The sequence below is a fragment of the Marinobacterium aestuarii genome (assembly GCF_001651805.1).
GTDB lineage: Bacteria > Pseudomonadota > Gammaproteobacteria > Pseudomonadales > Balneatricaceae > Marinobacterium_A > Marinobacterium_A aestuarii.
The window spans coordinates 4,485,690-4,511,032 of sequence record NZ_CP015839.1 but is presented as its reverse complement, the minus strand read 5'-3'; the positions used below and the strand labels follow the sequence as shown (position 1 = coordinate 4,511,032).

Here is a 25,343-nt window from a genome sequence, read left to right as displayed (position 1 = left end):
CAGTGCGTGACCATGCAGAGCATGACGGAGGCTGGCCCAAAGGGCCCCGAGCGTCTGTGCAAACCCCGTCGGCCTTGGCCGGCACCCCGATATCAAACTGTGCAACGGATCTAGGTAAGCTGCCATGTTGAGCAAAACTCCGGTGGAGTGTCCCTCCTACCTGCTTGAGAAAGCCAGGGCCCTGCCCCGGGTGGTGACTGCCGTGGTGAACCCGGTAAACCGTGTCTCGCTTGAGAGCGCGAAAATGGCCACAGACGCCGGTCTTATCGAGCCTGTGCTGGTGGGCAAGGTCGATGTTATTCAGGCGCTGGCCAGGGAGCTGGACTGGGATCTGACGTCTATCCGGCTCGAAGATGCGGCGACTGAAGCCGATGCGGCCCGTATAGCCGTTGGCATAGTGGCAGCCGGTGAAGCGCACTCGCTGATGAAGGGGCATCTGCACACCGATACCCTGCTCAAGGCCGTGCTGAGCCGTGATGCGGGCCTGCGTACGACAAGGCGCCTGAGTCATGTGTTTCACATGACGGTGCCGGGCCATGCGCGTCCGCTGTGCATCACCGATGCGGTGATCAATGTGCAGCCCACTGTGGTCGACAAGGCCCACATCCTGCGTAACGCCATCGACCTGCTGCATGCGCTTGGCAAGACGCAACCCAAGGTCGCGTTGCTGTCCGGCACCGAGGAAGTAAACCGCGCCATGCCCTCCAGCGTGGATGCCGGCGAGCTGGTCAAGCTGGCGTCCCTGGGCGGCATGCAGGACGCCATTATTGAAGGTCCCATGGCGTTTGATAATGCCATCTCGCGTGATGCGGCCGATCTCAAGGGCATGACCAGCCAGGTGGCCGGCGATGTTGATCTGCTGCTGGTACCTAATATCGAAACCGGCAACTGCATGTTCAAGCAGATGGTGTACTTCATGAGTGCCACGGCCGCAGGCCTGGTGCTGGGTGCCCGGGTGCCGATCATTCTCACCTCCCGCGCCGATCCGCCCGAGGCGCGTCTGGCATCCTGTGCCCTGGCCTCCATTTACAGTCACTACCTGGCGCAGAAAACGGATTGAGTTAAGGGTGCGGTATTACAAAGGCTCCGGTTGTTCCCGGGGCCTTTTTTGTTGCTGGCGCGCAGTGGCCAGCCGGTGGTCCCACCTTTTTTAAGTCTCTGGCTCTAATCTCTTGGGGCTGCGCGGGCTTTAATGCATACATCATCCCCCGTTCATTCAGACAGGAGCAGCGCAGATGGCATTGGCGCGATATGGTTTTATCGTTAAGGGTCCGGATCTGGAAATCATCAAGCATCATGGCCGTATTCAGACCGAGCTGTTTGATATGGCGGTGTCCGGCGTGCAAACGGTCGATGAAGCCATTCTGGTGGCGCAGGAGCTGCTGACCAAGCATGTGCAGCTGATCGAGCTCTGTGGCGGCTTTAGCGCCGAAGATGCCGACCGCATCCGCGCGGCGACCAACGACATGGTTCCGATTGGGCGGGTGCAGTACACGCCGGAAGAGCGCGAACGTCTGGCCCGCGAATTTGGCTAAGGTTTGATTCGCGTTCAGGCTGCCAGCTTGCGGGCTTGGCAATCGGGCGCAGTGCGCTTAAGATAGCGCTGCTGCGAGTGATTCGCAGCATTTTATTGTTCTCAGGGCGGGGTGAAAGTCCCCACCGGCGGTAAAGGCGCAGCGTCGCCAAGCCCGCGAGCGCCCGGTACTGTCTGCATCCGTTGGGATACAGCGCAGCCGGGGTCAGCAGATTCGGTGCAACTCCGAAGCCGACGGTCATAGTCCGGATGAAAGAGAACGGTTCCAGCGCCAGGCGGTCGCCCGGCGCAAAGTCGTGTTCGAATGGCTATCTGGGTGCCGCAAGGCGCTGTCGGGTAGTGCACTTTCGAGTACGCCGAGGTTCCGCATGCCCTGATTCTGGTGACTATCAACGAGGATAACCATGAATCAGACGTACCCCCCAAAACTCAGCAATGAGACCCGCGCCCAGCGCGTTGCCTTTATTCAGGCGCAGTGGCACAGCGATATCGTCGGCCAGGCACGCGATGCCTTTCTTATCGAATGTACCCGCCAGGGGCTGGTGGCCGAACAGGTGGATATCTTCACCGTGTCCGGGGCCTATGAAATTCCACTGCAGGCCAAACTGCTCGCCAAATGTGGCCGCTACGGCGCCATTGTTGCGGCGGGTTTTGTCGTCGATGGCGGCATTTACCGGCATGAATTTGTGGCCCAGGCCGTAATCGAAGGCCTGATGCAGGTGCAGCTGGAGACCGAAGTGCCGGTGATGTCGGTGGTACTGACACCGCATCATTTCCATGAGCACAGCACGCACCACGATTTCTTCTACCGCCATTTCACCGACAAGGGTACAGAAGTGGCCCAGGCGTGCCTGAGCACCATGGAAAACCTGCAGAGTATTCGTCGTCTGACCGAGTGTTAATGCAGTGATTCGTGATTCGTAATTGGTGGTTAGTGATTAGTCACTGGTAACGGTTAGTTGATCGGAAAAGCCCGGGCTCCTAATATGCGGAACCCGGGCTTTTTTGTGTTCTCTGGTTGCGATAGGTAAAAAAACAGCACCCGCAGGTGCTGACAAAGGGCTGGCTTTCGCCGGAGTTGATCGCTTGCTGTCGGATAGGGGCGCGCGACGGTTTAGCGTTGCTGGGACAATAGCCGCCGTGGCCACCAGTCGGTCTGAGACAGCAGGCGGGTGATCAGCTGCTGCTCCTGCGCCGTACCGTAATGGGCCGACGGTGTGCTGCTGCAGGCTCGTGGCAGCAGAGGAATCAGGCGCTGACGGCAACTCTGGTGCCAGCCTGGGTAGTCGGTAGCAGGCTCAGTCTGTGCTCCCGGTGCCTTTGTATAGATAAAAACGGGTAGCTGCGGGCACAGGAAAAACAGCACAGTGGTAGCGGACTCCAGTTGGTCAGTACTCTGGAATACCTGTGCCTGAAGCTGTTCCACCAGAGCCTGTGCCAGCTCATGGCGGGCGTCGTGTTCAAGGCCGTCCAGGTTGTCCCAGCGTGGTTGCAGCTCTCGGCGGATAAAACCATCGAGACGCGAGGCCAGTTCATCGAAGCTGATACCTGTGGGCGCGAGCTGCTGGGTCATCCACAGAATGCGCAGATAGGTCTTGTCGACAAGGGTACGGCCCGCATTGAGCCAGCCATAACGCGCCGCCTTTTCCAGGCCGCCATACATCAGTACCAGCAACGCATTTTCGCTGCTGCGAGCGTCCTTGCCCGAGGTGAAGTCGGGGTGGGGTTGCTGCCAGTAGTGCAGTAATGCGGTGTGGGGTGCCTGAGGCGCAGGGGACAGGGCGTTCATGGCTAGGCTCTCTGTACTTGATAATGGTGGCGATAGCGCCGGGCTAGGGTTGTCTGTTTATTTCACAATGCCTGTTCACTATAGGGCGTGGCATTGCACAGGCGTAGCGCCAGCATCCTGGAATAGTTGGAGCCAGGCGGGAGGCGGATTTTGACGGTTGGACTCAGATGCTGTTTATATGCGTTTATGGTCTAAATATAGAATATGATATTCCATTACATGCTATGCGGTTCTGTCTATACTGGCCCCAGTCGAATTTGATAACTGGCTCCATAGGCCCCCCCGGGGGCGCTGCCAGTGAGATAGCCAAAGCCGCAGGAGGCCCGAGCATGAGTGCAAATCTGAACGTACGTCTGGAAAGATCCCAGCAGACTCCGAGCAAAACCGGAGTTCAGGTTCTGGCCCAGGCGCTTGAACAGCGCAATGCCCGCATGCAGCAGATGGGCAAGAAGCCGACTGAAGCCGCAGCTCCCCAGTACGACTTCGTTGGTATCGCCGGCTGATCACTGCTTGAACCAGGCGTCACGCCGCGAGGCGAATCAATTAGAGTTTCCAATTTATTAAAGCCCGTTACTGGCCAGTAACGGGCTTTTTTGTGCGCGGATTTTGGCAGCCGGGTTGCCGGGGCTCTGGGTTTCAGGTGGCGATTATGCATAATGGTTCACCTGACTAAACAGGCTGAATGACAGGGTGGCGGATGAGTGACAGTTTGATGTTTTGGGCAACGGCTTTGGGCCTGGTGATCATAGTGGCTTCGTCCTGGTATATCGTCGTTCACCTGCGTGCCCTGAGACAGCAAAGGCAACAGCGGGAAGCGCTGCAGCGTGAGGCAGAAAGCAAGGCCCGGGAACAGCGCCAGTATCTGATCGACAGTATCCGGGTGATCGCCCGTGCCATGTCGGAAGACGAAAAGATGACTCTGACCGAAGGCTCCATCCGCCTGAAGGTACTGCTCGATAACCTGATGCCGGAACTGCATCAGAATCCCGACTTTGAAATTATATCGGCGCATTACGAGGCCACCCGGCATATTCCCTACCTGAAGGGGTGGAAGTCGCTGGAGCGTGCGCAGCAACGGCGTTTCCGTCAGGAAATGGATGTGCTGGAACAGCAGCACCGGGAAGCGCTGCTGCAGGCGGCTGCCAAGCTGCATGTGTATCCGCTCGATCGGATGCACTGACCCTTGGCCTTCCTGGCGGCGTTTGCCATTACTCTGCTACTTCTGTGTTTGATGGCGGCGGCGCTCTATTTCGGCAGGGCGCCGACCTATCGTCCGTCCAGAGCCGAGATACTGGCGTTGTTGCAGGGCGTACTGGAGGGTACGACGACGTGGCAGCGCTGGGACCTGTATGTCGGTATGCCGATGCGACATGACCCGGAACTCGAGGCCATACGTCTGCGCTGCCTGGTACTGCAGGAAGGCGACGATAACGAGCCTGCGGCCGGCGAGGGCATTGATGGTTATCTGTTTGACCGCGCCGGCAGAGAACGCTTGCGCAGCATTGTCGACGACCTGACAGACCTGATTGCCAAGGATCCGGTTTACCGCGAATTCTGACGGCCTTGCCGCTCCCGCATTAGAACCCATGCATCAGCACGAAAACCAGCCCCTCTCATGTTAGCGGGCCAGATGGTTCGCAGCAGCTTGAGTATTGTCGGACAGGTTGTCTAGATCGGATCTGTGTCTGCCGTTGGCAGGGGCTGCTTGCTGAGTCTTTGCAGGCGCCAGAGGGACTGCCAGAGTTCACGCTGTCCGCGGCCGGCATCAACACACTGGTGGAAGTCGGCGGTAAGGGCCTCGAACTCCGGCCAGTCGTAAAGTCCGCTGATGCCCAGCAGCTGGTGTGCATGGTGACGCATTTTGGCGGCGTCGCGGCTCAGCACTCCCTGCTGGCAAGCCTCCAGCTGGCGCTGAATTTCCTGTTGTATTTGCGCGTAGCTCAGCAGCGCAGAGGCATCTTTGTCCGCCGCAGCCTGGGGCGCAGGGCGCGTAGGCGCGGGGCTGCAGTGGCGCTTTACCGCTGCGAGCAGTTCAGGTTCATTGATGGGCTTGAACATGATTTTGGTGATGCCTGCGTTCTGCAAGGCCTGGTGCTCCCGCGGCACTACATTGGCTGTCAACGCGATGATGGGAAGCTCTGGGCAGGTTCGGCGCAGGCGTCGTGTGGCTTCTATACCGTCCATCCTGGGCATGTGCACATCCATCAGAATCAGGTCCGGCACCTTGTGCGCGACCTGATCCAGTACTTCCAGCCCGCTGGTGGCCTGCCTTGAGCGGATGCCGGCGCGGCTGAGAATCTTCATGATCAGCAGGCGGTTCAGGTCGTTGTCTTCGGCAATCAGCACGTCAAGGCCGGTACAGGGGGCTGTCTCGGCGGCGGCTTGGGTTGCCCCTATAGTTTTATCGATCACCGGGCCTTGTGCTGTTGCGTTCAGCGCCCGCAGCAGATTGCGTGGCCGCACCGGCTTGTGCACGACCAGTGTCTGCGTGTCCAGCTGGGGCTGGCTGGAGCCGCTGGCACAGAGAATAACCAGGCGAGCATTGTAGCTCTGGCGCAGCCGTTGCAGCAGGGCGTTGAATTCCTTGGTGCTCATGCCAGGGCTGTCGCCCCAGATCAGGCAGTTATGCTGGCCTGCACGGCGGCAAAAATCATCGAAGCTCAGTGCCGTGTCGACGCTCAGGTGCTGGCGCTGCAACAACGCCTGCAGGGATTTGCGCATGGCCGGATGGGGCTCGTAGAGCAGTATTGGGCCGTGTTCTAGCCGGGCTCCAGGCAGGGGTCTGGCGTCCGGTTCGCTGTAGGCAAAGGGAATCGCCAGGCTGATCTGCGTGCCCTTGTTCAGCTCGCTGCTGAGCTTGATCGTGCCCTCCATCAGGCGGGTGAGTTTCTGGGTAATCACCAGGCCCAGCCCAGAGCCGCCGAAGCGGCGGGTGATGGAGGTATCGGCCTGGGTGAAGGCCTTGAACAGTTTGCCTTTCTGGTTTTCCGCAATGCCAATGCCGGAATCCTCCACCCTTATTCGCAGCATGCACTGATATTTGTCGAGGTTTTCGGCTTCCACGAACAGCTGTACTTCACCTTTTTCAGTGAATTTGATGGCGTTGGCGACCAGGTTGGTAAGGATCTGGCGCAGGCGGGTGGGATCACCCTGCAGTATGTCGGGTATTCCCTGAGCGTAGTGCAGAATGAGTTCCAGTCCCTTGCTGTGGGCCAGCGGAGCCTGCATTTCCAGTACGTCGAGCAGCAGGTCTTCGAGGTCCAGTGGGATCTGTTCCAGCCTGATGGCATTGGACTCGAGCTTGGAGAGATCGAGAATGTCGTCGATGATGCTGAGCAGAACCGTGGATGTCTGGTTGATGATGCGGGTGTACTCGCGCTGCTCATCGTTGGCGTCGGTTTCATCGAGCAGGCGGGCGAAACCCAGCACCGAGGTCATGGGGGTGCGCAGCTCATGGCTCATGCGGGCCAGAAATTCGTCCTTGGCACGGTTGGCGGTGTCGGCCTTGAAGCGTGCCAGTTCTAGCTCGTGGTTCTTGGTTTCCAGGTGGTTCAGGGTGGCGCGCAGCCGTTTGGTGGTGGTGTCCACCTTGGATTCCATCATGGAACTGGATTCCTGGATACGGGCCGCCATGCGGTTGATGCCACGGGCCAGGGTGCGCAGTTCGCCGGTCAGGGAGACTTCGGCGCGGGTATCGAGCTGGCCGTCCTGCAGGCGCTCGACCACATGGCTGAGGCCCTGTATGGGCTGTGTGATACGGTTGCCAAAGCGCAGCGCTATGATGGCGGTGATGCCAAAGGTGCCGATCATCAGCAGCAGACCGGTAATCAGGATACTGCGCTGGCGGGTGCGGGTCTGGTCGCTGGACAGAACGACGATGACCCAGCCAATGGTGTCCAGCCGGGCCTTGGCGTCGGGATATTCGGGAAAATCCTGGAAGGATATGCCGGTCACCTGTACAGGTTCTGCGAAGTACCAGTGATTGTTGTCCTGATAGACAAAGGGGCCCTGGGGTTTCAGGTGCAGATCGAAAGCGCGGGAGCGGGTAATGAGTTCAAAACGGTTATCCAGAAAGGCAACGTCGGCGACATCGGGCTCCTGACTGACGCCCTTGCCAAGATTGCGCAGCAGCTCGTGGTTGCCGAGCAGCAGGCCAAACTCGGACGCGGATGCCAGCAGACGGCTGATGGACTGACCGCGCTCCAGCAGTGAGAACTGGGTGTCATCGATCCGGGTGCTGATGAAGTAGCCGCCCAGCACCAGAGCAAAGAGGACCATCGGCAACAGCGAGATCATCAGCACGCGCTGGCGGATTCCCAGGGTTCTAAGGCGGCGTTTCATTCTGTGCCGTCCTCCAGCTGGCGGTGCAGCGCCAGGTCGTCAGGTTCAGGCAGTTCCAGGGTACGGGCCACTATAGGGTTGCTGCTGACATTGTAGTATTTCGGGTAGACCGGTGGCGGCAGGGGCCGGGACAGGTCGAGTTCGCGCAACAGCTCGCCGGTCTGCCGGCCGATCTGCGCGGGTGTTGAGTATACCGCGGCCAGGGCCCCGGCTTCGACATAGGTTTTGGAAAAGCCAATCACCGGTACTTTCTGCTGCAGCGTAATGTACAGCAGCCATTTGGCGGTCGCGCGGTTAAACAGAGCCCGGTCCGGCAGGGCGAGAAAGACGTCACTTTGCTGAATCAGTGGCGTCAGTCGCTCGATCGGGTTATCCGTTTCGTCCAGGGTGATGGAGAGGGGTGTCAGCTGTTCCCTGCGGGAAGCGTCGTCGAACAGTTGCTGCGATGCCGTGGAAAACGGGCCGAACATGGTGCCGATACTTTTTGCATCCGGCACCAGCAGGTGGGCAAGGCGCAACTGGCGTTGCAGCGGCTGATCCAGATAGACCGCGCTGAGGCGACGCTGTCCGTTGTCGTACAGGGTCGACAGGGATTCAAAGGTCGTGCGCGGAATAAAGGTGCAGATCAGATCGGCGTGGCCGTTATGCTGCAGCAGCTGTTCGCAGGCACGGGCACCTATGGCAATGTTGATCGCCTGGTCGAGCCGCTCCTGGGACGGCATGCTGTCAGTACTGTATAGCGCCAGCGGTTTCTGGGCGCTGAGCCTGATTTCTTCGGCTACCAGCCGATAGAGCGCACTGTCCTCGCTCATTAATGCCAGTGGCTCAGCGACGGCGCTGGTGCCGGTAAGCCACAAAATAAACATCAGCAACAGAAGTCCTGGCCGCCGAATAGTGGAGTATTGTCTGTTTTTAGGTGTATCCGATGCCTGCATTCAGCGTGTCCGTTCGCGTCGCTCGGTAATCAGAATTCGAGTTGCAGTTGCAGATAGGTCCGTTGGTCGAATTCATTATAAGGGTAAAACTCGGCGTACTTGTTGCCCAGCAGATTCTGAAAAATCAGCGCACCTGAGAGGCGCTGGCCGGCGGGCAGGTTCCATTCCTTTGCCAGGCGAGCATCGGTGCGGTTGTAGCTGTCCCGGTAACCGCCCTCACCCCACTGCACATCATCCATATAGTATTGTGCCAGGCTGAAATCCCAGCGTGGCGCGAAATTGTAGTTCAGCAGCAGGGAGGCCGTATGCTCCGGTGACCGAGGCTTCCGCTCCCGCACCAGCCCATGTCCGGCTGGACCCTCATCGCGCAAAAAGTCGGTGGTGTTGATATAGCTGTAATTGAGCAGCACCCACAGGCGCTCCAGTGGCTGCAGACGCAGCTGAAACTCGGCACCGTTGTTGCGCCATGAGGTAGCGTTGGCGCTATAGCGCAGGCGGCTGTCAAGATCCGTATCCGGGACTCGGTAGCTGCTGATCGCATTATCGATATCTTCGACAAAAATTCGCAAGTCGAAATGTCCGGAAATGCTCTGGAAAGCCCGGTAATAACCGATTTCAGCCGTTTTTATACGTTCGGGATCAATATTGGGATTCGGTATGACGATGGTATCCAGCACGTCGCCGGCCGGGTCATAAATGATCGACTGGGAGTTTTTGTCCAGCAGCGAGGGCATGCGATAGGCCTGGCTGTAAGAGGTGCGAATAACCGACTGCTCATCGGGCCTGTAGTTCAATGCAACTCGGGGGATATCTGCGCACCGTCGGCGTTGGTACTGCTGCTTTCGAGCATGGCGCCGAAGTTGAGGGTAATGGCGTCGGCCGGAACCAGTTCCAGGTTGCCGAACAGGCGCCAGCGGTCCTCATTGATGCGCCCCCGTTCCTGCAGCAGCGCACCACTCTGGGCGGTTTCCTGCCGATACCCCAGCCCCCACAGAAAGGTGGTCTGCTCGGGTATCCACTGCTGTGTATGCTGCACTTCGATATCGTAGAGTTCGGTTTTGCCGTGCTCGCTGTCCAGCCGGAAATCCGGATTCTGTGCCAGCAGCGCTGCCGCAAAGCCGGCAGGCAGGCCCTCATATTTCACCAGGTCGGCAACGGTGGGGGCCGCAACGGAGAGGTTCAGGTAGTTGTGGTAGGCGGATACCTGGGTTTCGCTGGCGCTGTCGGTGACATGGTTCCAGCGCAGGTACTGATAGTTGGCCTGGGCATCACGGGGAATGACCGGCTTGAAGGTGCGGTCCATATCGCCGCGATCAGAATAACCGCTGCTGAAACCCGCCTGCATCAGTACGGTATCGGCCAGCGTCGGTGCCAGGGTGCCACTCAGGTTGAGGTACTCGCTGCGCGCGCCGTCCTGAAAGCGGTCGCTGCCATCATTCTGGTCATGACCTGCAGTAACCCGGAGCTGGGCGTTGCCCACAGGTACACTGAAACGGCCTTCCACACGTCGGGTATCCTGCGAGCCGCCCAGGACCTTGAGTGATGCGCCGGTTTCGCTGTAGGGCGAGCGGGTGACGATGTTGATGGCACCCAGAAAGGCGTTGGAACCGTAGGTTGGCACGTTGGAACCACGTACCACCTCGATGCGTTCTATGTCATCGAGGCTGAGTCCCAGGGAATTCCAGTCGACGGTGGACAGCAGCGGCAGATAGATCGAGCGGCCATCCACCAGTACCTCGAGGCGACGGGGAAAATCATCACTCACACCGTGGTAAGTGGCACCAAATTTGTTGGCGTTGACATGAAATGCCTGAAAACCGGGCACCAGACGCAGCAGGTCGGTAATGTTAAGTGCCCCTGAGGCGTGAATCATGTCCCGGTCGATCAGGCTGATGGAGGCCGGAGCCTCGGTCAGCTTTTGGGTGATACGGGTGGCCGAAATTACCTCCGGAATCACCGCATAGAAGTCGGATTCGCTGAACATGGCCTGACCCGGTTCATCAGGCTGCGTTGCGGCCATGGTGCACAAGGAGGGCAGAATCAGCAGTATCAATGTTGCTGTGCGCTGCTGCAGGCGTGGTTTGGTGTGTTTCATGGCGACTTTTCGCAATTATCATTAGATTGAATTTCAGCGTTGCGGATCAGATGCGTGTGCCGACATAAATCAGTACTGCAACCAGCAGCAGGGCTTCCAGAATGAAACCATTGGTTGTCAGTATCCAGTCCAGCATGGGTCTGTCCGAGTGCAGGCGACGTGAAAATGAGGACTTAACGTACCACAAACGCCCTATTCAGCCCACGGGTGCTGCATTGCAAAAAGAAATATGTGCGCCGGTCATGCCGGTTCCGGGGTGGGACTGTCCTGTTCAAGCTGCTGCAGTGCTGCCTTGAGGGCGTTAAAACAGTCGGCATCGATGGCGGTGCCAACCTCGGCCTCCATGATTTCCAGTGCGGCGGGGATGGGGATGGGGCCTCGATAGGGGCGATCGGCCGTAATGGCGTCAAAGATATCGGCGGTGGTGATGATGCGTGTTTCCAGGCTGATGTCGGCGGCGCTCAGGCCGCGGGGGTAGCCTTTGCCGTCGAGGCGCTCGTGATGGGCGCCAGCAATCCTGGCCAGGTGCGAGAAGGCACTGATTCTAATCAGGATCTCTTCGGTGAAGGCGGCGTGCTGACGCACCAGTGCCCATTCGCGGTCATCCAGCTTGCCGGGCTTGTCGAGAATACTGTTGCTGACGCCGAGTTTGCCAATGTCGTGCAGCAGGGCGCCGCGCTTGAGCCAGCGACGGTCGTTGGCGCTCAGCTCCAGTTGCTCGCAGATCATGTCGGTATAGAGTGCCACCCGCTCGCTGTGGCCCGCGGTGTAGGGGCTTTTGGAGTCGACCACCTGACCGAAGGCCGCGGCGATTTCGTCCAGGTAGTTTTCGTCCAGTGTGACCTCATGCTGGGCCGGTTCCAGCGTCATGACGGCCTGTTCCAGGTCGGGGTCAGACAGCATCGCCCAGAACTGCTGTTTGGCTGCCACGCGTTCAAACACCTTTACCAGTTGCGGGTCAAACCAGCTGCCGCTGCGATGCTGCACTTCCTGCAGCGCCAGCTCAGGGGTCGAACTGATCTGGAAGACGTCGATCACCTGGGCCAGCAGCGCGATGCGCGCATAAAGGGGAATTGCTTCACCGGCCAGCCCCAGAGGCTTGCCGTTACCATTCCAGTGTTCATCAAGGCCGCGTATGCCCGCGGCCACGCCGTCGCTGAAGCGCAGCTTTTTGGCGATATCCGCGCCGCGCTCGCAGCGCGTCTGGATCAGCTCCTGAGCGATTTCGGAGCCATCTCGCATGATAGTCATGAGTGCACGAAAGCGCTCGGCAAGGCTGCCGCTAAGCCCGGTGTGGCGCATGACAAAACGCAGCACCTGAGGCAGGCTGCCATCGACTGTCTTGAAGTCATGTTTGAAATTGAGATCGTCGGTGGCATAAAGCTGGCAAATTCGGGCAGCATTGCTGCTGCATCCCAGGTCCTTCAATAGCAGGGTGTAGTAGAGCTCCCATTGCTGGGCATCCGGCATGCCCAGCTCACGGGCGATATGCATGCCGATCCAGCAGCTGCGCACACAGTGGCCCTTGGGCTGGCCTTCGGTCATATCCAGGGCATGACTGAGGGCGCCGATGAGTTCTGACATTTTCAAGCCGGTGAGCATGTATCACCCTCTGTGCCTTGCTGAACGTACGGGGCTGCAGCGTGCGCAGCTTCAGAATCTTTACGTGAATGTTGACGCCTTGGGTTAGCATTCTAGCTTTTTTATGTGGCTGGCCGGGCTTTGGCCGCCAAAAAACAGGCTGCTGTGGTACTGAAGCGCTGATTCTTTCGCTTTGGGTCTGGCGTAGGCTGACGGTGCCGGGAGTATCGCGCCGGTGTTGACGCTCGCCCCCGGTTGCCTTGGACCCTTGTGGTTCAGTGACCGCTGGCGACTGAGTTGCGGCCCTGGATCAGATTCCGGCACATTCTGGCACAGGCGTGAGTACGCTGCCGTCCTGCAGAAACTGGATCAGGTTGTCCACCGTCAGTGCCGCCATGGCGGCGCGGGTTTCGTGGGTGGCACTGCCGACGTGGGGCAGCAGTACGACATTGGGCATCGCAAACAGAGCTTCAGGCACCCTGGGCTCGGCCTCAAACACATCCAGCCCTGCATATCCCAGGCGTTTCTCCTGCAGCGCACTGACAAGCTCAGCTTCATCCACAACAGTGCCGCGGGAGACATTGATCAGCATGCCCTCAGGGCCAAGGGCGTCCAGCACGTCGCGGTTTATCAGCTTGCGGGTAGACGGGCCTCCCGGGGTGATACAGACGAGTACATCGGCGGCCTGGGCCATGTCGGTCAGGTTTGCGTAATAGGGGTAGGGCACATCCTTGGGGCTGCGGCTGTGGTAGATGATGCGCGAGTTCAGGACCTGCAGGCGTTCGGCAATTTCCTGCCCGATACGGCCCATGCCCACAATGCCGACGGTACGGTTGTCGGGCTGTGCGACAGGGGCGCGGGGCCGTCGCTCAGCCAGCGACCGGAGCGGACATAGGCATCATTGCCCAGCAGGTTGCGATACGCCGCCAGCATCAGCATCAATGCCGTATTGGCCACCTCGGCATTCAGCACGTTCGGGGTGTGACTCACCAGAATGCCCCGCGCCACGCAGGCGGCGGTATCGATGCCGTCATAACCCACGCCGTGGCAGGAGATCACCTTGAGGTTGGGGCAGGCGTCCAGAATTTGCGGCTTCACACCGCTGTGGCCGTTGGTCGCGACGGCGCTTATCTTGGCGCCGTATTCGGTGAGAAATTCGCTTAAATCATCGATTTCAGACAGCTTGTGTAGCTGAAAATGTTCGGCCAGGCGCTGTTGCGTATTTTCGGTTGCGGCGCCAATAAGTAGCAGATGTTGCATGGCTCAGGGTCCTTTCCGTTAGGTGTTCAGTGACATCTGGAGTCGGGTGTCAGGTTGCGCCAGCCATCTGGGACACAGCCCCGGCAGGCGCTAACCGGATAGAAAATCCTCGGATCATAACGCGTACGGGCGTGATGATATATTGTTATTAGTTGTAATTTTACGCTGTTGCGTGCCTTTCAAATGGTGATCCGGGGGCCATATTGCGTCTTTTTGTCGATAAAACCCGGCTGTCTATCTGCTTTCAGTAGCGATGCCCGATGGCGAATAACGCTGTGTTCTTCTCGTTTACACCCTTCTTTTTTCACTTTAAATCCTTCTTAATATGATGATTTTAAAGGCCTTATACCTGGATTGGCTAATGCGTCGAGAATGTTGTAAATGTTGTGTAACTAACATAAATATTACAAATAATTACACATAATGCTTGACCAGTTACGTATATTCACGTCTTCTATGGGTGTCGCCGCCGTGCGCTGACCGGCTAAGGCGACCCACAATTTGCGCTGCTACAACAACAATAAGAGGAACATCATGTCTATTATCAATCACGCAAAAAACCTGCTCCAGGCAGCCGTGGTTTCAGCCGTTGTGCTGGCACCGGCGGTTCAGGCCGAAGCGATCACGCTGCGCGGTGCGAGCATGTTCGATAACGAGCATGCCTTTACCAAAACCATGGTGCGTTTTGGCGAGCTGGTGGACCAGTATTACGATGGCGAGCTGGTGATGGATCTGCGCCTTAACGGCGAGCTGGGAGTCGAGTCCGACTACGTGACCTTCCTGAATCAGGGCGTGGCAATCGACTACTCCATCATGGCGCCGTCCAATATGGCGACCTTCGCACCGGCAATTCCGCTGATGGACATGCCGTTCCTGTTCCGGGATCTGGAGCACTGGAATGCGGTGCTCTCCAGCGATGTGCTGGCGCCGCTGGAAGGCGAGCTCAAGGAGAAGGCCGATCTTGTGGTGGTGGGTTATTCCGGCGGCGGCACCCGTAACCTGATTTCCAGCAAGGCCATCGGCAATATTGATGAGCTTGCCGGTCACAAGATGCGAGTGATGGGCGCGCCCATTCAGGCGCAGATTTTTGCGGCCATCAAGGCGGCGCCCTCGGCAATTGCCTATAACGAGGTTTACAACGCCATTCAGACCGGTGTTGTCTCGGGGCTTGAAAACGAAGCGGCCAGCCTGCAGAATCTCAAGTTCTACGAAGTGGCGCCCCATGTCACCCTCACGCGTCACTCCATCACAGTGCGTCCGATTGTTTTCAGTGGCAAATCCATGCGCAAGCTCCCCGTTGAACTGCAGGCCGCGATTATGCGTGCAGGCAAGGAAGCCGGTGCCTTCGGTCGCGAACTGGAAGCGCGCGAAGACAGCGCCAAGCTGAAGGAAATGGCCGATGCCGGTCAGATTCAGTTGCAGGAATTCGCCAATCGCGAGCAGTTGCTTGAACTCGTAACGCCTGTACAGGATGAGTATGCAGCCGAGCTGGGTGCTACGGATCTTCTGGCCGCCATCCGCGCCAAGTAATCCCTGTCGGGCTCCGCGGCTTGCGGCCGCCGGAGTCCGATCTCATCCTGGCCGTTTTTACGGTCAATTGTCGTTCAGGATTTCACTATGCTGGGACAAGTGCTGGATAACCTCTGTCGGGTGTTGCGGTATTGATGGAGCCCTGGTGGGCGCTCTGGCGATTCCCGTGGGCATGCAGGTCATTTCCCGTTACACCGACATTCTCCCGGTCTATCTCTGGACCGAAGAGCTTTCGACTTTCATTTTTGTCTGGGTTGTCATGATCGGCTCCGCCATCGCGGTCTGGGATGGCAGCCACTTTGATGTGCGGGTGCTGCCCGATGCGATTAAGCCGGGCTGGCGTTTGCTGCAAAAGGGCATAGCGCTGGGCTTCGTACTGATCTTTGCGGTGCTCTTTGCCTGGTACGGCATCGACTATGCCAAATTTGGCTTCATTCAGCACTCAGTGATGATGCGTGCCAATCTGATGATTACTTATATATCAGTGCCAATCGCCGGTACGCTCTGGGCACTGTTCGCGGGCTATCGCTTATACGAGGCGGTTGTTGAATACCGTCAATCTTCCGAGGTTACGCCATGATTGTTTCGACCGCGCTAGCCTGTGCGCTTCTGGTGGGCGGTTTCATCCTGCTGGTTGCCATCCGCGTGCCCGTTGCCTTTGCGCTGGGTATTGCCACTATTCCTGTCGTGATGCTCGATATGCGCCTGACGCCCTTCATCATCATGGATCGGATGTTCCAGTCCTATAACTCCTTTATCCTGCTGGCGGTGCCGTTCTTCCTGCTGGCGGCAAACCTGATGAACTCCGGCAAGATCACCGATCGGCTGATCGAACTGGCGCGGGTACTGACTGGCTGGATGCCGGGCGGGCTGGGGCATGTCAATGTGGCAGTGTCGATGCTCTTTGCCGGTATCTCGGGGTCGTCTACCGCCGATGCCGCCGGTTGTGGCAAGATTCTGATTCCTGCCATGGCGAAGGAGGGCTACGACAAGCGCTTTGCCATTGCGATCACTGCCTGCTCATCCGTAATGGGGGTGATCATTCCGCCCAGCATCCTGATGGTTGTCTGGGGCGGTGTGATGTCGGTGTCGGTGGGCGCGCTCTTTCTCGCCGGTGCGATTCCGGGCTTCATGATAGCCGCAGCGCTGATGGCCACCGTTTACGGTTACGCCAAGGTGTATGGCTATCCGACGGCGGGGCGTCCGACCTTTGCTGAGTTTGTATCTGCCTTTAAGAGTGCAGCCCTGGCGATGCTGACACCGATACTGGTGATCGGCGGCATCGTTGGTGGCATTGTCACGCCGACCGAAAGCGCGATTATCGCTGCGGTCTATGCGCTGATTCTTGGCATGTTCGTCTATCGCACGGTCAGTGTGCGGGATCTGGGCGGAATTCTTTACGATACCGGGCGCTTTGCATCCATCTCGCTGTTCGCCATAGGCACGGCCTCGGCCTTCGGCTGGATGCTGGCCTTCTACAACGTGCCCCGGCTGATCGTTTCCACCATGACCAGCATGCAGTTCGGCACCTTTGGCACCTCGCTGGTGATAGGTGCGCTCTTTCTGTTTTTCGGGCTCTTTATTGATGCCATTCCCACCATCATCATCCTGGGGACAGTGCTGCTGCCGGTGGCGCTGGATGCGGGCATTCACCCCGTCGTCTTTGCCATTATCGGCATAGTGTCTCTGGCCTTTGGGCTGGTAACGCCGCCTTACGGCCTTTGCCTGCTGATTTCTGCGTCCATTGGTGGCATGAACGTGGTGCAGGTACTGCGGGATGTGGTGATTATTCTGGTGCCGATGCTGCTGATCCTGCTGCTGATTATCTGCTTCCCCGAGCTCGCGCTCTGGTTGCCGAAAATGCTGCTGCCGGACACCTTCAAATAAGACTGGGCACCAGTCATAGACCAACTTATCGTGCTGCGATTTTTTGCGCCCGGCGAATCATTCTCCGGGCGTTTTTTTATGCATGGGCGTATTTATCGTTATTTTCTCCTGCAATAACGACATTTCCACCCTCCCTGGCGGTCATACTGCCAGTACATGGGCGAGATTTTGAGCGGTTTAAAGCGAAAGCCTGGGCTGGAAAAAATCGAGAAAAGCGCTGATGCGTGCCGACAGTGCCGTGTTGCGATAGTAGACGGCGTTAACCTGCTCGCGCGGGTGGGGTGACTGTATCTGATCGGTGAGCAGCGGGATCAGGCGTCCTGCGGCGAGATCGTCGGCGACCATGAAGTGGGACAGGCTGGCGATGCCCTGGGATGCCAGGCACAGCTGGCGAATGACTTCGCCGCTGCTGGCCGAGACGGCTGCATTGATGGGCATACCGGTGCCCACCGGCCACTGATTGAGGCTGGCGGGGGAGGTGAAGCCGATACAGTCATGTTCGGCGAGTTCCGCCGCGGACTGCGGCGCCGGGTGAGCCGCAAGGTAGGCGGGGCTGGCCACCAGGTGCAATCTGGAGCGCCCAAGAAAACGGGCATGCAGGCTGGAATCCTGCAGCTCGCCGATACGGATGGCGACATCGGTGCGTTTTTCGAGCAGGTCGATAAAGCCCTCGCTGGTGGTGAGTTCCAGTTCGATCTGTGGATAAGATTCGCGGAATGCCCGAATGTGGGGCACCAGCTGATGCAGCATGAAGGGGCTGGCGGCATCGATGCGCAGGGGGCCGGCCGGTGCCTGGTGACGCAGGCGCAGCTGTTCCTCGGCACCTTCGAGCTGAGCCAGCCCCTGGCGCACCTGGGCGACAAAAATTCGCCCGTCTTCGCTGAGTTCAACCCGCCGGGTGGTGCGGTTGAGCAGGGTCGTGGTCAGCTGTTGTTCCAGCCGGGTCACTGCGCGGGAGGCCCGCGCCACCTGAATGCCCAGTAGCTCGGCGGCGGTGGAGAAACCGCCGCTATCGACCACGGCCAGCAGTATTTCCAGATCATCGGATCGGCTTATCATTGTTGTTTCTGCAAATATGTTTTGATATTTATGGCGTTTATTGAAAAAGTATTGCGCCGCACAATGCAGGCCGTCAAGTATTCATTCTGGAGACGGCTCATGCCCCTTGCCTTGCTGGCGCTGACACTCAGCGCCTTTGCCATTGGCACCACCGAATTTGTGATCGTCGGATTGGTGCCCACCATCGCCCAGGACCTGGGCGTTTCACTCCCTTCGGCCGGGCTGCTGATCAGTCTTTATGCGCTGGGCGTTGCCATAGGGGCGCCGGTGCTTACGGCCCTGACCGGACGCTGGAACCGCAAGACAGTGCTGCTCAGCATCATGGCGCTCTTTGTGCTCGGTAACCTGCTGGCCTGGATGGCGCCGGGTTACAGCTCGCTGATGAGTGCGCGCATTCTGACGGGCCTGGCCCACGGGGTGTTTTTCTCCATTGGCTCCACCATTGCCACCGGTCTTGTGAGCAAGGACAAGGAGGCGAGTGCCATCGCCATCATGTTTACCGGCCTGACCGTGGCGCTGGTGACCGGGGTGCCGCTGGGCACCTGGATCGGACAGCATTTTGGCTGGCGCGCGACCTTCCTGGTGGTGTCGCTACTGGGGGCTTTGGCGCTGATCGGCAGTGCGTTACTGGTTCCGGGCAATCTGAAGCAGCCGGCGGCGGCGACAGTGTCACAACAGCTGGCGGTACTGAAAGAGCCACGCCTGCTACTGGTCTACGCCATGACGGCGGTGGGCTATGGCGGCACCTTTGTGGCCTTTACCTACCTTGCGCCCATTCTGCAGCAAGTCTCGGGCTTTGAGCCCAGCGCCATCGGCCTGATCATGCTGGTTTATGGTGTCTCGGTGGCGGTGGGCAATATCTGGGGCGGCCGGCTGGCTGACCGCCTGGGGCCCATTGCTGCGCTGAAAATTATTTTCGCGGCGCTGGCACTGGTGCTGCTGGTCTTCACCTTCAGCGCGGCCAACCCGATTACGGCGGTACTGACAGTCCTGATCTGGGGCGGCTTTGCCTTTGGCAATGTGCCGGGCCTGCAGGTATATGTGGTACAGCTGGCGGAAAAATATGCGCCCCAGGCGGTGGATGTAGCCGCAGGGCTGAATATCGCCGCCTTTAACGTCGGCATCGCCCTGGGCTCGCTCATCGGCGGCGTTATCATTGCCGATATGGCACTCACGGATACCGCCTGGATAGGTGCCCTGATCGTGCTGCTGGCACTGCTGCTGACCCGCTGGTCGGGTGCGCTCGATGCGCGTGCGGCGGCGGCGGGTGTTTGAGCCTGGCCGCTGTCTGCTTCACGGCATAAAGGCGCGCTTTTGCGGTGCAATTGCAGCACTTGATGCACCTTTTCTGTCCGCAGGCGAGGGCTTGAGGCCCGCTGACAGGAGCAGGTCTGGGCGCGCTGCGGGCGCCAGAGAGGCTGTTTACGCGGCCTGTAACGCTGATGAAACAGCTTAGGCACGACTATTGCTCTATCCGGTATGAGTTTTAGGTGGATTGCCATTGGGCCGCCCCAGACTCCTACAGATTGCGTTTTACGGGCAACGGCGTCCTTACTGAACTGTTTTGGCTGCTCGGTTGTGGGCGCTTTTTTGCGCCTGTTCACACGCAAGTGTCGGAGGCTGCAGGCGCTGGCCAAGGGATTGGACACCAATGCGCAGTGACGTAATTTTCCTGGAAAGAGGCAATAGCTATGGCTTATCTGGTTCCGTCTGAGTTTGTGACAAAGATGGTCGATGCCGGTGAATCCAAGATTCACATGTCGACTCGCGATACGCTGATCAGGGCCTATATGGCTGGGGCTATTCTGGCGCTGGCAGCGGTGTTCGCCATTACTATCGCCGTGCAAACCGGCGTCTTTCTGATAGGCGCCATTCTGTTTCCGGTGGGTTTTTGCATGCTGTACCTGATGGGTTTTGATCTGCTCACCGGGGTATTCGTGCTGACGCCGCTGGCATGGCTGGATCGACGTCCGGGGGTCACCATCAATGGCATCCTCAGGAACTGGGGTCTGGTGTTCGTTGGCAACTTTGCCGGTGCCCTGACCGTGGCCGTGATGATGGCCTTTGTTTTCACCTACGGCTTCAATACGGATCCAGGTGCTGTGGGCGCGAAGATTGCCAGTATCGGTGAGGCCCGTACCCTGGGATATGCTGAATACGGTATTGCCGGCTGGTTCACCATCTTTATCCGCGGCATGCTGTGCAACTGGATGGTGTCCATGGGGGTTGTCGGTGCCATGATTTCCACCTCGGTGAGTGGCAAGGTCATCGCCATGTGGATGCCGATCATGCTGTTTTTCTTCATGGCCTTTGAGCACTCGGTGGTGAACATGTTCCTGTTCCCCTCTGGCATCATCATGGGGGGGGATTTTTCCATCATGGATTACCTCATCTGGAACGAAATCCCTACTGTGCTGGGTAACCTGGTCGGTGGTCTGGCGTTCACCGGGCTGACGCTCTATACCACCCACGTTCGCACTGGCAAGAAACGTGCGGTTCAGACTGTCTCTGTCTGATAGCCGCCAAGCTCCGGTCACTAAAGGTGGCCGGGGCGCCGGGGAATGCCTATGAGCAGTCGCTTGAAAGTATCAGTGGGTCAGTATGCCGATAAGGGCCTTAAGGCCTTCAATCAGGACTTTCACGGCTGTTACCTGCCCACCGAACCCTTGCTGAGTCGCAAGGGGATGGCCTTTGCCATGGCGGACGGGATCAGCAGTAGTGAGCTGAGTCATATCGCCAGCGAAACGGCGGTAAAGAATTTTCTTGATGATTACTTCTGCACCTCGGATGCCTGGTCGGTACAGCATTCGGTGGAGCGTGTCGTGACGGCCTGCAACGCCTGGCTGCACAGCCAGACGCTGAGCAGCCCCTACCGATTCGACAAGGATCGGGGCTATGTCTGTACGCTCAGTGCCCTGGTGCTCAAGGCGACACGGGCACATATCTTTAACGTCGGTGATACCCGTATCTACCGGCTGCACGGCAAGGGTCTGGAGCAGCTGACCCACGATCACCGCCTCTGGGTGTCGCAAACCCAAAGTCACCTCAGTCGCGCACTGGGAGTTGAAGCTCATATCGAATTCGATTATCAGACACGGCCGCTCAGCCTGGGTGATATCTACCTGCTGGCGACCGATGGCGTCTACGAATATGCCGATACGGCCTTTGTACTCGACAGTATTGCCGGCAGCAGTGACCTCGATAGCGCCGCCAGGAGCATCGTCGAACATGCGCTGGATCAGGGCAGCGGGGATAACCTCAGTCTGCAGATTGTGCGCATAGATGCGTTGCCAAAGCCAGGTTCAGCTTCGTTGCAACGGGATGCCGAGGCGCTGGAGCTGCCACCGATACTGGCGGCGGGGGCACGCTTTGATGGTTACAGAATCCTGCGTGAGCTTCATGCCACCAGCCGCAGCCATGTCTATCTGGCGCTGGATGAGGCCAGCAATAGCCGGGTCGTGCTGAAAACCCCGTCCATTGATCTGGGCGGCGACCCGGCTTATCTGGAGCGCTTTCTGATGGAGGAGTGGACGGCGCGGCGTATCAACAGTACCCATGTGCTCAAAGCTGCCCCGCAGAGCCGCCCGCGCCAGTACCTGTATACGGCAATGGAGTTTATCGAGGGCCAGACGCTGAAGCAGTGGCTGGTGGATAACCCCAGGCCCGGGCTTGAAACTGTGCGCGGCATTGTCGAGCAGGTCGCCCGGGGGCTGCAGGCGCTGCACCGCATGGAAATCCTGCATCAGGACCTCAGGCCCGACAACATCATGATCGACAACAGCGGTACGGTGAAGGTCATCGACTTTGGCGCTGCCCGGGTGGCGGGCTTAGTGGAGTCTGCGCCAGACGCACCGCAGGACGCGATTCTGGGAACGGCGTTCTATACGGCGCCGGAGTACTTTATGGAAGAAGTGGGTACACCCTGCTCCGATCTGTATTCCCTGGGCGTGCTGACCTATCACATGCTGTCGGGCGATTTCCCCTACGGTACCGAGGTGTCCAAATGCAGAACCGCATCGGCGCAGCGGCGACTGCACTACGGCTCGGTGCTGCATCATGAACGGGAAATCCCCGCCTGGATCGATGAAACTCTCAAAAAGGCCGTTCATATCAATCCGTACAAGCGCTATCAGGAACTGTCGGAATTCATGGCCGACCTGCGCCAGCCCAACCGGCAGTTCCTCAACCGGGCGCGCCCGCCCTTGCTGGAACGCAACCCGGTACGCTTCTGGCAAGGCGTTGCAGCCATTCTTGCCGGCATAATCGTGGTGCTGCTGCAGCGTTAATCCGGCCTTCAATGATTTCAGGCTTGTTTTAATCCGGTCTATTTCCCCCAAAGATAAAAGAGGACACAGCAATGATCAGCAATCGTGATGAAGTCACCCGAATGATTCTGAGTGCCAAGGTCGCAAAGGGCATTAAATGGACGGATGTTGCCGCGGCAATCGGCTTGTCGAAGGAGTGGACCACCGCTGCCTGTCTGGGGCAGATGACTTTCAACAAGGCGCAGGCCGAGATTATCGGCGAAGTCTTTGGCTTGTCCGATGAAGCCATGGCCTGGCTGCAGGTGACGCCCAGCAAGGGGTCACTGCCGACGGCAGTGCCGACAGACCCGCTGATCTACCGTTGGTACGAGCTGGTGAATGTGTATGGCAGCACCATCAAGGAGCTGATTCACGAAGAATTTGGCGACGGCATCATGAGTGCCATCGATTTTTCGATGGACCTGCAGCGCCAGCCGGATCCCAACGGCGACCGCGTCAATGTAGTGCTATCCGGCAAGTTCCTGCCCTACAAATCTTACTGACAGGTCTATTTTCAGCCAGAACGCCAATATTCTGCTGAGGTCCGGGCCCGCTTCTATTAGCATGGGCGGGCATTACCGCATCAGGCTTTTACAGCAGGGCAGACTCTCTTGATGGAATTATTGGACTGGCTGCGGCCCGCCGCGCTGGAACAGGGGCAGTTTCTTTTTCTGATCGGCCTCAGCGCCTTTACCTCGGCGATGACGGCCATGATGGGGGTGGGTGGCGGCGCCGTGCTGATCGCGGTCATGGCCAATGTGATGCCGCCCATCGCCGTGATTCCGGTACACGGCACCGTGCAACTGGGGTCGAACCTGGGTCGGCTCTGGACCATGCAGGAGCACATACGCTGGCCCCTGGTGGGCTGGTTTGCCCTTGGCTGCCTGGCTGGCAGCCTGCTGGGTGGCCAGATTGCGGTGAGTATTCCGGCGCACTGGCTCAAACTCATTATTGGCAGCTTTATTCTTTACAGCTGCTGGTTACCGCTGCGCACCCGGCTGGCGGGGGGCAAGTCCGGTGTACTGCTGGGGGCCATCACCGCTTTCGTGGCGATGTTTGTTGGCGTCACCGCCACCTTCATTATCGCGGCGCTGCGCAACAGCCTGTCCGAGCGCAGGGAGCTGGTGGGCACCATGGCGGCGCTGATGGCGGTGCAGCACGCCCTGAAAGCACTGGTGTTTGGTCTGTTCGGCTTCGCTTTCGCCGACTGGCTGGGGCTGGTGCTGCTGATGATCATCACCGGTTTTATGGGTACCCTGGTGGGCAAAAAGGTGCTGGATCGCATCCCCAACGAGCGTTTTTCCCAGGTATTGAAGCTCACCCTCACATTGCTGGCCCTGAAGCTGCTGTGGGACGGTATAAGTGTGTGGCTATGATTTTTGGGCAGGCTTTTGTTATCCGCAGCCGGCGCCAGCTATTCTTCAAAGGTGTACATCAGATTTCGAACGCTTTTCTATGCTCGAAACAGTGCTGTTATCCGAGGGATCGCTGATGTTGAGATTAAGCCGGCTGTGCAGGCTGTTCGTCCTGGTTTTGCTGATGGGGACGCCAGTGTCACTCTGGGCGCACAGCTTTGATATAGCGGTGATCGCGCCCTTCTCAGGGCCTGAGGCGACGGTAGGGGCCAGCCTGTGGCAAGGCATGCGGGTGGCCACCCGCGAAGCCGATGGCCATCCGCAGGAAACGTCGGACGGACACCTAGGGGGTGTGGATTCGAATCTGCGTCGGATCGACAGTCAGGCGGGCACCGCGCAGGTCGCGCAGCAGCTGCGGGCCCTGGCTGAGTCCCAGGGTTTTCTTATCGCCGTACTGGGCCCGAATCAGGCCTCTATGCTTGAGGCTCTGCCAGAGGAGATACCTGCAGTGGTACTGCTGGCTGCAAATGCAGCGGTCCAGGTGCCCAATCATTTCACGCCACCGACGTTGCCGGCAGCATCCAGGCTCGCCTTCAGTGACGCCTATCGCCAGTTCTACGGCAGCGCACCGGATACGGTTGCACAACGCGGCTATGCCATTGCTCGTCTGATCGACATCGCCGTGCGCCCGACCGACGGCCATTTCAGCAACAAGGCGCTGCTGCAACAGCAGTTTGCCGACGCGCTCTTGCTACAGCGGCAGCAGTAATAAAAATCACAGCAATAACCGTCAGGGGTTTGAGGCGGACTCGGCATCGACTTTGGTCGCCTGCCGGGCTGTCAGCTTGCGCTCGAACAGCTGCAGCAGGCGTTGGAAAGGTGGCTGCTTTCCAGGCTCTCATACTAAGATCGGTACCGGTTCTAAACCGGGCAGCCTTTCTGGCGCAGCAAGGCGTCGAAGCGATCTGGGTCCAGATTGTCTTTCGCTATACCCTGGCGCATCTGCTCTTCGCGCAGCAGAAGCTGCTGGCAGCGTGCGTACAGTGCCGCCAGTTCAGCGGGGCCCACCGCAACCACACCGTCGGCATCACCGACAACCAGATCCCCCGGGGTTACAACCATACCTGCACAGGATACGGGCACGTTGATTTCGCCACCGCCATCACTGCTGGGTCCGCGGTGGACACAGCCCAGGGCGTAAACGGGAAGGTTGCCCTCCATCCACTCGTCCCTGTCACGCAAGGCTCCATTGACGACCACGCCTGTCATACCGGCCCGTAACGCCATGGCGCGCATCAGGCCGCCGATGACAGCCCGGCTCAGGTCGCCGCCGCCATCTATAACCAGTACATCGCCCGGCCGGGCTAGCTGCAGGGCTTTCAGTATCATCAGGTTGTCACCAGGCCGGACCCGTACTGTCAGGGCGGTACCGCACATGGGTTTGAAGCCGTGATAGGGTTTTAGGCCCAGAGCGCCAATGTTGCGGCCCAGGCAGTCGCTGATAATCGACGATGGAATTGACGCGAATTCACTCCGCCAGTTTAGCGACACAGGGGTAGCCATCGGCTTGATCATGTAACCGGTGGGCCAGATCTGGTTTGAGTTGACGTCCAGCATTCGGTGCCTCTTTGCCGGTTTGTTCCGGCGCTGAATCAGGGGAGGGGATGCGTGTG

25 protein-coding genes and 1 riboswitch are annotated in these 25,343 nt (G+C 58.7%); of the genes, 15 read left to right on the top strand and 10 right to left on the bottom strand.

The annotated features are described in order from the left end of the window. The first annotated feature begins 124 nt into the window (after positions 1–124). From A8C75_RS19750 to A8C75_RS19740, 3 genes are all read left to right on the top strand, one after another. Positions 125–1,060, top strand: coding sequence for a bifunctional enoyl-CoA hydratase/phosphate acetyltransferase (locus tag A8C75_RS19750; RefSeq protein ID WP_067386085.1), 936 nt, complete (start codon positions 125–127; stop codon positions 1,058–1,060). Positions 1,061–1,235: 175 nt separating this feature from the next. Beyond that, a complete protein-coding gene (locus A8C75_RS19745; RefSeq protein WP_067386084.1) occupies positions 1,236–1,535 on the top strand; it encodes a DUF6506 family protein in 300 nt (99 codons plus the stop codon). 93 nt (positions 1,536–1,628) lie between these two features. Continuing rightward, positions 1,629–1,799, top strand: a riboswitch (FMN riboswitch). Between the two features lie 139 nt (positions 1,800–1,938). Then, on the top strand, positions 1,939–2,436 hold the full coding sequence (locus A8C75_RS19740; RefSeq protein WP_067386083.1) for a 6,7-dimethyl-8-ribityllumazine synthase: 498 nt from the start codon (positions 1,939–1,941) through the stop codon (positions 2,434–2,436). Between the two features lie 212 nt (positions 2,437–2,648). Here the strand turns inward: A8C75_RS19740 and A8C75_RS19735 are convergent, their stop codons facing one another. Beyond that, entirely contained in the window at positions 2,649–3,323 is a 675-nt protein-coding gene (locus A8C75_RS19735) for a hypothetical protein (protein WP_067386082.1), read from the bottom strand. Positions 3,324–3,652: 329 nt separating this feature from the next. On the opposite strand from A8C75_RS19735, the gene A8C75_RS23715 reads away from it, so the two are divergent. From A8C75_RS23715 to A8C75_RS19725, 3 genes are all read left to right on the top strand, one after another. Then, positions 3,653–3,826 (top strand): hypothetical protein, encoded by a 174-nt coding sequence (locus tag A8C75_RS23715; RefSeq protein ID WP_157890338.1) that lies wholly within the window; start codon positions 3,653–3,655, stop codon positions 3,824–3,826. Positions 3,827–4,020: 194 nt separating this feature from the next. Beyond that, complete coding sequence (locus tag A8C75_RS19730) at positions 4,021–4,503, top strand: DUF2489 domain-containing protein (protein ID WP_067386081.1); 483 nt, start codon at positions 4,021–4,023, stop codon at positions 4,501–4,503. A gap of 3 nt (positions 4,504–4,506) precedes the next feature. Further along, entirely contained in the window at positions 4,507–4,881 is a 375-nt protein-coding gene (locus A8C75_RS19725; protein ID WP_157890337.1) for a hypothetical protein, read from the top strand. Between the two features lie 110 nt (positions 4,882–4,991). On the opposite strand, the gene A8C75_RS19720 is transcribed toward A8C75_RS19725, so the two are convergent. The 7 genes from A8C75_RS19720 to A8C75_RS24030 all read right to left on the bottom strand — a co-directional run bounded on the left by A8C75_RS19720 (position 4,992) and on the right by A8C75_RS24030 (position 13,535). Continuing rightward, the gene (locus A8C75_RS19720) at positions 4,992–7,664 is read right to left on the bottom strand and encodes a response regulator (RefSeq protein ID WP_067386079.1); all 2,673 of its coding nucleotides are present in this window, start codon (positions 7,662–7,664) and stop codon (positions 4,992–4,994) included. Further along, entirely contained in the window at positions 7,661–8,530 is an 870-nt protein-coding gene (locus A8C75_RS19715) for an ABC transporter substrate-binding protein (RefSeq protein WP_067386078.1), read from the bottom strand. Before A8C75_RS19715 ends, A8C75_RS19720 begins: the two co-directional genes overlap by 4 nt. Positions 8,531–8,628: 98 nt before the next feature. Further along, on the bottom strand, positions 8,629–9,393 hold the full coding sequence (locus A8C75_RS19710; RefSeq protein WP_067386077.1) for a TonB-dependent receptor domain-containing protein: 765 nt from the start codon (positions 9,391–9,393) through the stop codon (positions 8,629–8,631). Next, positions 9,390–10,694 carry a TonB-dependent receptor plug domain-containing protein gene (locus A8C75_RS19705; protein ID WP_067386076.1) on the bottom strand — a complete coding sequence of 435 codons (1,305 nt, stop codon included), beginning with the start codon at positions 10,692–10,694 and terminating at the stop codon, positions 9,390–9,392. Before A8C75_RS19705 ends, A8C75_RS19710 begins: the two co-directional genes overlap by 4 nt. A gap of 240 nt (positions 10,695–10,934) precedes the next feature. Next, positions 10,935–12,278, bottom strand: coding sequence for an HD-GYP domain-containing protein (locus tag A8C75_RS19700; protein WP_120785267.1), 1,344 nt, complete (start codon positions 12,276–12,278; stop codon positions 10,935–10,937). A gap of 307 nt (positions 12,279–12,585) precedes the next feature. Further along, the gene (locus A8C75_RS24035; protein ID WP_236954756.1) at positions 12,586–13,086 is read right to left on the bottom strand and encodes an NAD(P)-dependent oxidoreductase; all 501 of its coding nucleotides are present in this window, start codon (positions 13,084–13,086) and stop codon (positions 12,586–12,588) included. After that, entirely contained in the window at positions 13,041–13,535 is a 495-nt protein-coding gene (locus tag A8C75_RS24030; protein WP_227819971.1) for a Rossmann-fold NAD(P)-binding domain-containing protein, read from the bottom strand. The genes A8C75_RS24035 and A8C75_RS24030 overlap by 46 nt, the downstream gene beginning before the upstream one ends. Positions 13,536–14,069: 534 nt before the next feature. On the opposite strand from A8C75_RS24030, the gene A8C75_RS19690 reads away from it, so the two are divergent. The 3 genes from A8C75_RS19690 to A8C75_RS19680 all read left to right on the top strand — a co-directional run bounded on the left by A8C75_RS19690 (position 14,070) and on the right by A8C75_RS19680 (position 16,952). Beyond that, positions 14,070–15,065: a TRAP transporter substrate-binding protein gene (locus A8C75_RS19690; RefSeq protein ID WP_067387546.1), complete on the top strand. Its 996-nt coding sequence runs from the start codon at positions 14,070–14,072 to the stop codon at positions 15,063–15,065. Positions 15,066–15,210: 145 nt separating this feature from the next. Beyond that, the gene (locus A8C75_RS19685; protein WP_227819970.1) at positions 15,211–15,645 is read left to right on the top strand and encodes a TRAP transporter small permease; all 435 of its coding nucleotides are present in this window, start codon (positions 15,211–15,213) and stop codon (positions 15,643–15,645) included. Beyond that, entirely contained in the window at positions 15,642–16,952 is a 1,311-nt protein-coding gene (locus A8C75_RS19680; RefSeq protein WP_067386074.1) for a TRAP transporter large permease, read from the top strand. Before A8C75_RS19685 ends, A8C75_RS19680 begins: the two co-directional genes overlap by 4 nt. A gap of 177 nt (positions 16,953–17,129) precedes the next feature. Here A8C75_RS19680 and A8C75_RS19675 read toward each other — a convergent pair whose 3' ends face one another. Then, a complete protein-coding gene (locus tag A8C75_RS19675) occupies positions 17,130–18,011 on the bottom strand; it encodes a LysR substrate-binding domain-containing protein (protein WP_067386073.1) in 882 nt (293 codons plus the stop codon). Between the two features lie 99 nt (positions 18,012–18,110). On the opposite strand from A8C75_RS19675, the gene A8C75_RS19670 reads away from it, so the two are divergent. The 6 genes from A8C75_RS19670 (at position 18,111) to A8C75_RS19645 (ending at position 24,439) form a co-directional block, all read left to right on the top strand. Beyond that, the gene (locus tag A8C75_RS19670; protein WP_067386072.1) at positions 18,111–19,286 is read left to right on the top strand and encodes an MFS transporter; all 1,176 of its coding nucleotides are present in this window, start codon (positions 18,111–18,113) and stop codon (positions 19,284–19,286) included. A gap of 416 nt (positions 19,287–19,702) precedes the next feature. Further along, positions 19,703–20,527 (top strand): formate/nitrite transporter family protein, encoded by an 825-nt coding sequence (locus A8C75_RS19665; RefSeq protein WP_067386071.1) that lies wholly within the window; start codon positions 19,703–19,705, stop codon positions 20,525–20,527. Between the two features lie 51 nt (positions 20,528–20,578). Further along, complete coding sequence (locus A8C75_RS19660) at positions 20,579–22,297, top strand: bifunctional protein-serine/threonine kinase/phosphatase (RefSeq protein WP_067386070.1); 1,719 nt, start codon at positions 20,579–20,581, stop codon at positions 22,295–22,297. 71 nt (positions 22,298–22,368) lie between these two features. Then, positions 22,369–22,818 carry a cyanase gene (cynS, locus tag A8C75_RS19655; protein WP_067386069.1) on the top strand — a complete coding sequence of 150 codons (450 nt, stop codon included), beginning with the start codon at positions 22,369–22,371 and terminating at the stop codon, positions 22,816–22,818. Positions 22,819–22,929: 111 nt separating this feature from the next. Beyond that, a complete protein-coding gene (locus A8C75_RS19650) occupies positions 22,930–23,691 on the top strand; it encodes a sulfite exporter TauE/SafE family protein (RefSeq protein ID WP_067386068.1) in 762 nt (253 codons plus the stop codon). A gap of 115 nt (positions 23,692–23,806) precedes the next feature. Beyond that, positions 23,807–24,439: a type 1 periplasmic-binding domain-containing protein gene (locus A8C75_RS19645; RefSeq protein ID WP_157890336.1), complete on the top strand. Its 633-nt coding sequence runs from the start codon at positions 23,807–23,809 to the stop codon at positions 24,437–24,439. A gap of 152 nt (positions 24,440–24,591) precedes the next feature. On the opposite strand, the gene A8C75_RS19640 is transcribed toward A8C75_RS19645, so the two are convergent. Next, the gene (locus A8C75_RS19640; protein ID WP_067386066.1) at positions 24,592–25,287 is read right to left on the bottom strand and encodes an RraA family protein; all 696 of its coding nucleotides are present in this window, start codon (positions 25,285–25,287) and stop codon (positions 24,592–24,594) included. Between the last annotated feature and the right edge of the window lie 56 nt (positions 25,288–25,343).

What these genes read in the sequence shown, in the direction of transcription:
- A8C75_RS19750 (WP_067386085.1), top strand. Translation starts at nt 125, where the DNA reads ATGTTGAGCAAAACTCCGGTGGAGTGTCCCTCCTACCTGCTTGAGAAA.
- A8C75_RS19745 (WP_067386084.1), top strand. Translation starts at nt 1,236, where the DNA reads ATGGCATTGGCGCGATATGGTTTTATCGTTAAGGGTCCGGATCTGGAA.
- A8C75_RS19740 (WP_067386083.1), top strand. Translation starts at nt 1,939, where the DNA reads ATGAATCAGACGTACCCCCCAAAACTCAGCAATGAGACCCGCGCCCAG.
- A8C75_RS19735 (WP_067386082.1), bottom strand. Translation starts at nt 3,323, where the DNA reads ATGAACGCCCTGTCCCCTGCGCCTCAGGCACCCCACACCGCATTACTG.
- A8C75_RS23715 (WP_157890338.1), top strand. Translation starts at nt 3,653, where the DNA reads ATGAGTGCAAATCTGAACGTACGTCTGGAAAGATCCCAGCAGACTCCG.
- A8C75_RS19730 (WP_067386081.1), top strand. Translation starts at nt 4,021, where the DNA reads ATGAGTGACAGTTTGATGTTTTGGGCAACGGCTTTGGGCCTGGTGATC.
- A8C75_RS19720 (WP_067386079.1), bottom strand. Translation starts at nt 7,664, where the DNA reads ATGAAACGCCGCCTTAGAACCCTGGGAATCCGCCAGCGCGTGCTGATG.
- A8C75_RS19715 (WP_067386078.1), bottom strand. Translation starts at nt 8,530, where the DNA reads ATGTTTATTTTGTGGCTTACCGGCACCAGCGCCGTCGCTGAGCCACTG.
- A8C75_RS19705 (WP_067386076.1), bottom strand. Translation starts at nt 10,694, where the DNA reads ATGAAACACACCAAACCACGCCTGCAGCAGCGCACAGCAACATTGATA.
- A8C75_RS19700 (WP_120785267.1), bottom strand. Translation starts at nt 12,278, where the DNA reads ATGTCAGAACTCATCGGCGCCCTCAGTCATGCCCTGGATATGACCGAA.
- A8C75_RS24035 (WP_236954756.1), bottom strand. Translation starts at nt 13,086, where the DNA reads ATGGGCCGTATCGGGCAGGAAATTGCCGAACGCCTGCAGGTCCTGAAC.
- A8C75_RS24030 (WP_227819971.1), bottom strand. Translation starts at nt 13,535, where the DNA reads ATGCAACATCTGCTACTTATTGGCGCCGCAACCGAAAATACGCAACAG.
- A8C75_RS19690 (WP_067387546.1), top strand. Translation starts at nt 14,070, where the DNA reads ATGTCTATTATCAATCACGCAAAAAACCTGCTCCAGGCAGCCGTGGTT.
- A8C75_RS19680 (WP_067386074.1), top strand. Translation starts at nt 15,642, where the DNA reads ATGATTGTTTCGACCGCGCTAGCCTGTGCGCTTCTGGTGGGCGGTTTC.
- A8C75_RS19675 (WP_067386073.1), bottom strand. Translation starts at nt 18,011, where the DNA reads ATGATAAGCCGATCCGATGATCTGGAAATACTGCTGGCCGTGGTCGAT.
- A8C75_RS19670 (WP_067386072.1), top strand. Translation starts at nt 18,111, where the DNA reads ATGCCCCTTGCCTTGCTGGCGCTGACACTCAGCGCCTTTGCCATTGGC.
- A8C75_RS19665 (WP_067386071.1), top strand. Translation starts at nt 19,703, where the DNA reads ATGGCTTATCTGGTTCCGTCTGAGTTTGTGACAAAGATGGTCGATGCC.
- A8C75_RS19660 (WP_067386070.1), top strand. Translation starts at nt 20,579, where the DNA reads ATGAGCAGTCGCTTGAAAGTATCAGTGGGTCAGTATGCCGATAAGGGC.
- cynS (WP_067386069.1), top strand. Translation starts at nt 22,369, where the DNA reads ATGATCAGCAATCGTGATGAAGTCACCCGAATGATTCTGAGTGCCAAG.
- A8C75_RS19650 (WP_067386068.1), top strand. Translation starts at nt 22,930, where the DNA reads ATGGAATTATTGGACTGGCTGCGGCCCGCCGCGCTGGAACAGGGGCAG.
- A8C75_RS19645 (WP_157890336.1), top strand. Translation starts at nt 23,807, where the DNA reads ATGTTGAGATTAAGCCGGCTGTGCAGGCTGTTCGTCCTGGTTTTGCTG.
- A8C75_RS19640 (WP_067386066.1), bottom strand. Translation starts at nt 25,287, where the DNA reads ATGCTGGACGTCAACTCAAACCAGATCTGGCCCACCGGTTACATGATC.